The sequence below is a fragment of the Oricola nitratireducens genome (genome assembly GCF_014904745.1).
GTDB classification, from domain to species: Bacteria; Pseudomonadota; Alphaproteobacteria; order Rhizobiales; family Rhizobiaceae; genus Oricola; species Oricola nitratireducens.
The window spans coordinates 1-7,094 of the sequence record NZ_JACZCS010000041.1 but is presented as its reverse complement, the minus strand read 5'-3'; the positions used below and the strand labels follow the sequence as shown (position 1 = coordinate 7,094).

6 protein-coding genes and 1 tRNA gene are annotated in these 7,094 nt (G+C 64.2%); all 7 read left to right on the top strand.

The genetic code is table 11. The annotated features are described in order from the left end of the window. Nucleotides 1-1,300: dihydrolipoyl dehydrogenase family protein (locus IG169_RS18635; RefSeq protein ID WP_193177766.1), on the top strand; the 1,300-nt coding region annotated here is incomplete at its 5' end. Between the two features lie 72 nt (nucleotides 1,301-1,372). Then, the gene (locus tag IG169_RS18630; protein ID WP_193177765.1) at nucleotides 1,373-2,857 is read left to right on the top strand and encodes a sensor histidine kinase; all 1,485 of its coding nucleotides are present in this window, start codon (nucleotides 1,373-1,375) and stop codon (nucleotides 2,855-2,857) included. Between the two features lie 149 nt (nucleotides 2,858-3,006). Continuing rightward, nucleotides 3,007-3,083, top strand: a tRNA-Arg gene (locus IG169_RS18625). A gap of 171 nt (nucleotides 3,084-3,254) precedes the next feature. Then, complete coding sequence (locus tag IG169_RS18620; protein WP_210326100.1) at nucleotides 3,255-3,776, top strand: RNA polymerase sigma factor; 522 nt, start codon at nucleotides 3,255-3,257, stop codon at nucleotides 3,774-3,776. Between the two features lie 29 nt (nucleotides 3,777-3,805). After that, nucleotides 3,806-4,573, top strand: a complete 768-nt coding sequence (locus IG169_RS18615) for a hypothetical protein (protein WP_193177763.1) — start codon at nucleotides 3,806-3,808, stop codon at nucleotides 4,571-4,573. A 122-nt stretch (nucleotides 4,574-4,695) separates the two neighbouring features. Beyond that, nucleotides 4,696-5,967: a sulfite oxidase gene (locus tag IG169_RS18610; protein ID WP_193177762.1), complete on the top strand. Its 1,272-nt coding sequence runs from the start codon at nucleotides 4,696-4,698 to the stop codon at nucleotides 5,965-5,967. A 78-nt stretch (nucleotides 5,968-6,045) separates the two neighbouring features. Beyond that, nucleotides 6,046-6,750, top strand: a complete 705-nt coding sequence (locus IG169_RS18605; RefSeq protein ID WP_193177761.1) for a c-type cytochrome — start codon at nucleotides 6,046-6,048, stop codon at nucleotides 6,748-6,750. The last annotated feature ends 344 nt before the right edge of the window (nucleotides 6,751-7,094 follow it).

Sequence of the window (7,094 nt, the reverse complement as noted above, 5' to 3'; positions counted from 1 at the left end):
CTGCCTGAACTATGGCTGCGCCCCCTCCAAGGCGCTGATTGCCGCCGGCAAGACCGCCGACGCCATGCGCCATGCCGGCCGGTTCGGCATCAAGCCGGTCGAGCCGGAAGTCAATTTCGGCAAGGTGCACGATCACGTCCGATCCGTCATCGAGGCGATCGCGCCGAACGATTCGATCGAGCGGTTCACCGCGCTCGGCGTCCACGTGATCCGGGAATACGGCCGTTTCACCGCCCGCGACACCGTTATTGCCGGCGACTACGAGATCAAGGCGCGCCGTTTCGTCATCGCGACCGGTTCGTCGCCTTTCGTGCCGCCGGTTCCGGGCCTCGACGCGGTCGATTACCTGACCAACGAAACGATCTTCGACCAGACCCGCAAGCCCGGCCATCTTGTCGTTATAGGCGGCGGCCCGATCGGCATGGAGATGGCCCAGGCCCATCGCCGCCTCGGTTCCGACGTCACGGTGATCGAAGGGCTGAAGGCGCTGGGCAAGGACGATCCGGAACTGGCGCAAATCGTCCTCGAACGCGTTCGCGGCGAGGGCGTCGTCATTCACGAGGGCGCGAAGGTCGTCGGCGTCGAGCGGAAAAGCCAGTCGACGATTGCGGTGCGCCTCGAAACGCAAAAGGGCGTCGAGGAAGTGACCGGAACGCATCTTCTCGTGGCGACGGGCCGTGCGGCAAATGTCGAGCGCCTCGATCTCGAAAAGGCCGGCGTCGAGCTTCACAACCGCGCCATCAAGGTCAACAAGGCGCTGCGCACCACCAACAGGCGCATCTACGCCATCGGCGACGTGACCGGCGGCCTGCAGTTCACCCATGTCGCCGGTTACCATGCCGGCCTTGTCGTGCAGTCGATCCTGTTTCGCGTTCCCGGCAAGGAGAACCGTGACATCATTCCCTGGGTGACCTTCACCGATCCGGAACTCGCCCATGTCGGGCTGACGGAGGATGAGGCGCGCAAGCGCAAGCAAAAGGTGCTCGTGTTCCGCTGGCCCTATGCCGAAAACGACCGCGCCCAGGCCGAACGCAAGACAATCGGCCATCTCAAGCTCGTCACCGACCGCAAGGGAACGGTACTGGGCGCGACGATTGCCGGCGCCGGCGCAGGCGAAATGATCAGCGTGTTCGCGCTGGCTGTGTCGAAAAAAATGAAGGCGTCCGACATCCGCGGTTTCGTGCCGCCCTATCCGACCATGACGGAAATGGCGAAACGGGCGGCGACCGCCTATTCGGTTCCGGCCACCCGCAACCCCTGGGTGAGGCGCGTGATCGGATTCCTGCGATTGTTCGGTTAAGATGATGAATTCGTGCCTGGCGCGACCCCTTTCCGGTTCGGCCGGTCCATCGCCCGAAAGGAGGCGACTGCCATGACGGCGGCAAGCGATACCGCGACGCCAGGACCTGAGAAATTCAGGCCGCGACGCCGGCTGTCCGCGAAGATCCTGCTTCTGACGATCCTCTTCGTGATGATCGCGGAAGTGCTGATTTTCGTGCCGTCCGTCGCCAATTACCGCATGACGTGGCTGGCCGGGAAGGTGAATACGGCGGCCGCCGCGAGCGTTCTGATCGCCTCCGATGCCGATCTGAAGCTGCCGCTCAAGACCCAGGACGACGTCCTGATGGCGACCGGCGCCATGGCGATCGCCCTCAGGCTCGGCGAACGCTCGCGCTTCATCCGGTTGAGCGAGACCGTGCCGCCGATCTATGCGGTCGTCGACGTCGCCCATTTCTCCGCCTTTGCCGCGATGCGCGACGCTTTCGACACGCTGCTGTTCGGCGGCGACCGTTATATCCGCGTTATCGGCCCGATCGGCGAAAGCGACAACGAGATCGAGCTGATCCTGTCCGACGCGCCGCTGCGCGCCGCGATGCTGACCTATGCCCGCAATGTCGCGATCCTGTCGCTCATCATCTCGCTGATCACCGCGTCTCTCGTCTTCCTCGCGATCAACCGCATCGCCATCCGCCCGATCCGGCGGATGACCCGCTCCATGCTGAATTTCTCCATGGCGCCCGACAATCCCGACGCCATCATCGCCACCTCCGGCCGCGAGGACGAACTCGGCATCGCCGAACGCGAACTGGCTTCCATGCAGCGCCAGCTGCAGGAAACGCTGAAGAGCCGGAAACGCCTCGCCGATCTCGGCCTCGCGGTCTCCAAGATCAACCATGACATGCGCAACATTCTCGCCTCGGCCCAACTGATGTCGGACCGCCTGTCGGCCACCAGCGACCCGGCCGTGCAGCGTTTTGCGCCGAAGCTCATGCGCACGCTCGACCGGGCGATCAGCTATTCGGAAAACGTCCTGTCCTACGGTCGGGCCGGCGAAGCCGCGCCCAACCGCCGCCGCGTTAAGCTGGCGCCGGTCGTCTCCGACGTGGAGGAGCTTCTCGGCATCGATCCGGCCTCGGGGATCGAACTTTCCGTCAACATTCCCGAAGGCTTCGAGCTCGACGCGGACAGCGAACAATTGTTCCGGGTGCTGCTCAATCTATGCCGCAATTCCGTCGAGGCGATGCGCGCCGACACGGATCCCGCGACCGTCAAGCGTCTTTCGATTTCGGCGGCGCGCATGGGCACGACGGCACTGATCAGTATCGAGGACACCGGGCCCGGCCTGCCGCAGAAGGCACGCGAGAACCTGTTTTCCGCCTTCAAGGGCTCGGCCCGCGCCGGCGGCACCGGCCTCGGCCTTGCCATCGCCGACGAACTCGTGCGCGCCCATGGCGGCACGCTGGAACTGCGCGAGGACCGCGGCTTCGGGGCGCATTTCGAGATTCGCCTGCCCGACGCGCCCGTCTCGCTGGAGCAGGAACGCGTACGCCGCAACCAGTCGAAGAACGTCTCCTGATCGCAATTCCGCACGGCGGCGACTGGCGATCCCGGCGGCGAATGCCTATCTTCATTTTTCCGGTCGAAACGGCTTGAATTCCGATCCGCAACAGACTACGAAGCCGCTTCGACGCGATAGGTGGCCGTAATCGGCCAGTTCCGCGATGCGCGCCCGTAGCTCAGCTGGATAGAGCACCAGACTACGAATCTGGGGGTCAGAGGTTCGAATCCTTTCGGGCGCGCCATTTCTCCCGCATCGCTTCTACGTCATCCCGGCCGCACGATTCCGGCCCCTTGCGCATGCCCGGCCTCGCCCGGTTGACAACATTCCCGTCCCCCACCACCATCGCGCGCGAAGGGCTGTTACCGCGTCCTTCGCTTTCAGCCAGGTGGTTTCCATGGGAGGAGGTGGGCCATTGAGGCAATGGATCGAAACCAATCTCGACCGCCTGTACGGATTCGCGTTCGCGCTCGCCCAGGACGGCGAACAGGCGCGCGACCTGGTCCAGGATTGCGCCCTTCGCGCGCTCGAGGCGCGGCGGTTTCCGCGCGACGAGGCCGCCTACCGGGCGTGGCTCTTTCGCATCCTGCATAACGCCTTCATCGACAGGTGCCGCAAGGCCGGCAGGGAGGTCGAAATCGATGCCGCGCTCGACGTCGCCGACGATGAGGACTCCGGCTGGAAGGGCGACCGTCGTATCGTCGATGTCGTGACCATCCGCATAGCTGTGGCAAAGTTGCCAATCGCGCACCGGGAGATAATCGCGCTAGTAGACTTCGTGGGATTTTCCTATGCGGAGGCCGCAAACGTGCTGGATATTGCCGAAGGAACCGTTATGAGCCGGCTGTCGCGGGCGCGCAAAGCGCTGCTGGACATTATCGCCGACGACAACATCACCCCGCTGGTTAGAACCGCACACACGCGCAGGCTGAGATAACGACGATGACATCCCCGGACTGGCGGACATTGAACGCATATGTGGACGGCGAACTCGGCTCCCGGGAAGCCGCGGAAGTCGCGCATGCCGCCGGCCATGATCCGGAAACCGCGGAACAGATATCGCTGCTCTATCATGTGAAGGGTGGCGTCCACGAAATCTTTCCGTCGGCGCCCGACGGTCTCGTATCCGTTCTGCCGCGCCGCCGGCGCCGTTACCCGATGCTGGCCGCCGCCGCGCTCGCCGCGGCGGTCGGTGCCGCGGCGATGATGCTGCCCGTGCCGGCCGGCACGCCGACGCTGGAACTGCGCGAGTCGGTGTTTGATTCTGCGCGCGCCATGCACGACCGGTGGCTGGTCCACGAGATGACCGACGCAGTGGACACGCCGCCGGTGGTCCTGGCCGCGCTGTCGCGCTTTGGCCGCCTGCCGGTCGTGCCCGATCTCGAAAGCACCGGCCTCTCGGTCGGGCTTGTCAAGGTTTCCGATCTGCAGGGCGGGCGCGTCCTCCAGATCGGCTATCGCGGCCAGCATGGCTGCCATCTCAGCCTGTTCGTCTTCGCCGGGGACCAGTTGCCGGTATCGGGGATCCATGCCCTGGACCGGACGGAACGCGCCCATGCCTGGCGGGTGGAGGATCTCGGCTACCTGCTTTTCGCCAAGGGCATGGACGAGAGCCGCTTTTCGCTGATTTCCCAAAAGGTCGAGCACGCGACGCGCGTCAACGCGCCGCTCGACGAGCGCGCGCGCCAGGAACTGGCGCAAAACAAGCGCAACAGCGCCAACTGCGAAGCATAAAAATTTCGCGCCGATGGAATAAACCGGCGCTCCCGTACGTTTCTTCTCAATCAGGGTCCATCGGCTGCGATTCCCGCATGCCGGCGCATTCCGCTAATCCGGACCCCGATTGGGAGGAAAACATGACGAAACCCTGGATCGCACCTCAACTGTCACGCCGCGATTTCGGCAAGCTGGTCGGCGCAGCCGGCCTCGCCTTCGGCGTATCGCCCGCAGCACTGCGCGCCGCGTTTGCCGCCGACGCCGTCGATTCCGCGCAAATCATCTCCGGCAAGGCCTCGGGGATGCTGATCCACAACGCCAAGCTCGCCGTTATGGAAACGCCGCTGAAGATGCTGCGCGAACATGATCACACGCCGAAGGAAATCCTGTTCAACCGCTTCCATTATCCGCATGAGGGCGACGCCGCCTGGTACGCGACGACCAGCGCGCCGCCGGAGGATATCGTCAAGAACTGGACCATTCGCTTCGATGGTCTGGTGCAGAGGCCGCGAACGCTGACGATCGCCGACTTGCAGGCCCGGCCGCAGGAAAAGCGCGTTTCGGTGCTGCAATGCGCTGGCAATGGCCGGTCCTACTACGCCGCCAAGCAGAAGGTTGCCGGCGGCCAGTGGCAGAACGGCGGCCTGGGCAATGTCGAATGGGAGGGCGTGCCGCTGCGGCCGCTTCTCGATGATCTGAAAATGGAGCCGAGCCCGGAAGCCCACTGGCTGACGGCGGAAGGCTGGGACCAGCCGGCAACGCCCGAGGGGTCCGATTTCGCCAAGAGCTACCATCTGGCCGATCCGGCGCTCGACAATGCCATTCTGGCGCTGAAGATGAACGGCGAACCGATTCCTGCGCAAAATGGCGGACCGGTGCGCCTGATCATTCCCGGCTATTACGGCAACATGAACGTCAAGCTCCTGACGACGCTGCTGTTTGCCGCGGCGGAATCTCCGAGCGCCTTCCAGTCGGTCGGCTATCGCATGCCGCTGGTGCCGGTCGAGCCGGGCCAGTTCGAGGCCAATGACTATACCGTCTACAATTCCGTCCCGACCTACGGCCACAAGATCAAGAGCGTGATCTTTTCTCCGCTTCCCGACGACGGCGCGAAGGCGGGCGACGCCGAGATTACCGGCGTTGCCTTCAATGACGGCGAGGCCGCGATCACCATGGTCGAGGTATCGGCTGATGGCGGCAAGACCTGGCAGGAAGCCGAGATCAAGCCGGCCGAAAGCCCGTGGGCCTGGTATCACTGGTCGGCCAAGGCGAAACTGGCCTCCGGATCGAACGTGCTGATGTGCCGGGCGACCGACGCGCTCGGACGCACGCAACCGATGGACGGCCTGACCCGCTGGAATCCGCGCGGTTATGAATGGAACGGCGTCGACCGCGTCGAGATCACCGTCTGACGGACCGGTCTGCTCGGGGCGCATCGATTGCGCCCCCTCTTTTTTCTCGTTTACGAATTGGAGTTGCGCGCCGTGCGGTTGCCATCGTTATTTTTCGTCTTTGCCTGTGCCGTCGCGCTGCCGTTCGGCGCATCCGCGGCCGATCGATTCGACCTGCCGAAGGGACCGGGCCGCGATCTCGTCTACGGCTACTGCCAGACATGTCATGACCTGCAATCCGTCGAGGATTCGGCGGGGATTCCGCATGGCGCCTGGAATGCCGTCCTGGACAATATGAAGGGATTCGGCCTCCGGGTCAGCGACGAGCAGCGCGCGAAAATCCTCGATTATCTCGGAACCTGGCTCGGTCCGAACCCGCCGGCGCCCGAAAGCGCCGATGCCACGGTCGCAAGCGCTAATGCCGATGGCGCGGCTGTCTTCGAGAACACCTGCATCGCCTGCCATCAGGAGGGCGGCAAGGGCAAGCCGGGCGAGTTCCCGCCGCTTGCCGGCAATCACGATCTGTTTCTTTCTGCCGACTTCCCGGCCTATGTCGTCCTGAACGGCATCGAGGGCAAGCTGCAGGTCAATGGCGAGGCCTTCGACAATGCGATGCCGCCGTTCGATTTCCTGTCGGACGAGGAGATCGCGGCCGTCATCGCCTATGTCCGCTCCAGCTGGGGCAACGCGGCGAACCGCCCCGACGGCATGAAAGACATCGGCGCCTCCGACGTGCATGACCTGCGCGCGAAGACGATGGAAAGCGCGGAGGTCCTGGCGCTGCGCCAGTCGCTGCTTCCCTGACCTTCATTGTCCGCAACACGCGGTGAAGATCGGCGCCCGCCAGCGGGCGCCGCTTTGCTTTTCGTCGGCATCTTTCCACATTGGCGCGGCCGGAAACGTCTCTCGCACCTTCATCCACTGTGGACGGCGGGCGGCTTGCCCTGTAATCGGATAGGTCAACAGCCGGCAGCTTGGGGGAGGATCGGTTTTTGTCATGCCCCGGGGTGCAGGCTTTCACGTCTGAAACCAACCATGCAATCCGGAGAGCGGCTTGAAGATCGGTACACCAAAGGAAGTGTTTGCGGGCGAGGCGCGTGTCGCCATGACCCCGGACAGCGCGCTTCAACTTCAAAAACTGGGACATG

Coding starts and splice junctions, on each gene's coding strand:
- IG169_RS18610 (WP_193177762.1), top strand. CDS start 4,696: ATGACGAAACCCTGGATCGCACCTCAACTGTCACGCCGCGATTTCGGC.
- IG169_RS18630 (WP_193177765.1), top strand. CDS start 1,373: ATGACGGCGGCAAGCGATACCGCGACGCCAGGACCTGAGAAATTCAGG.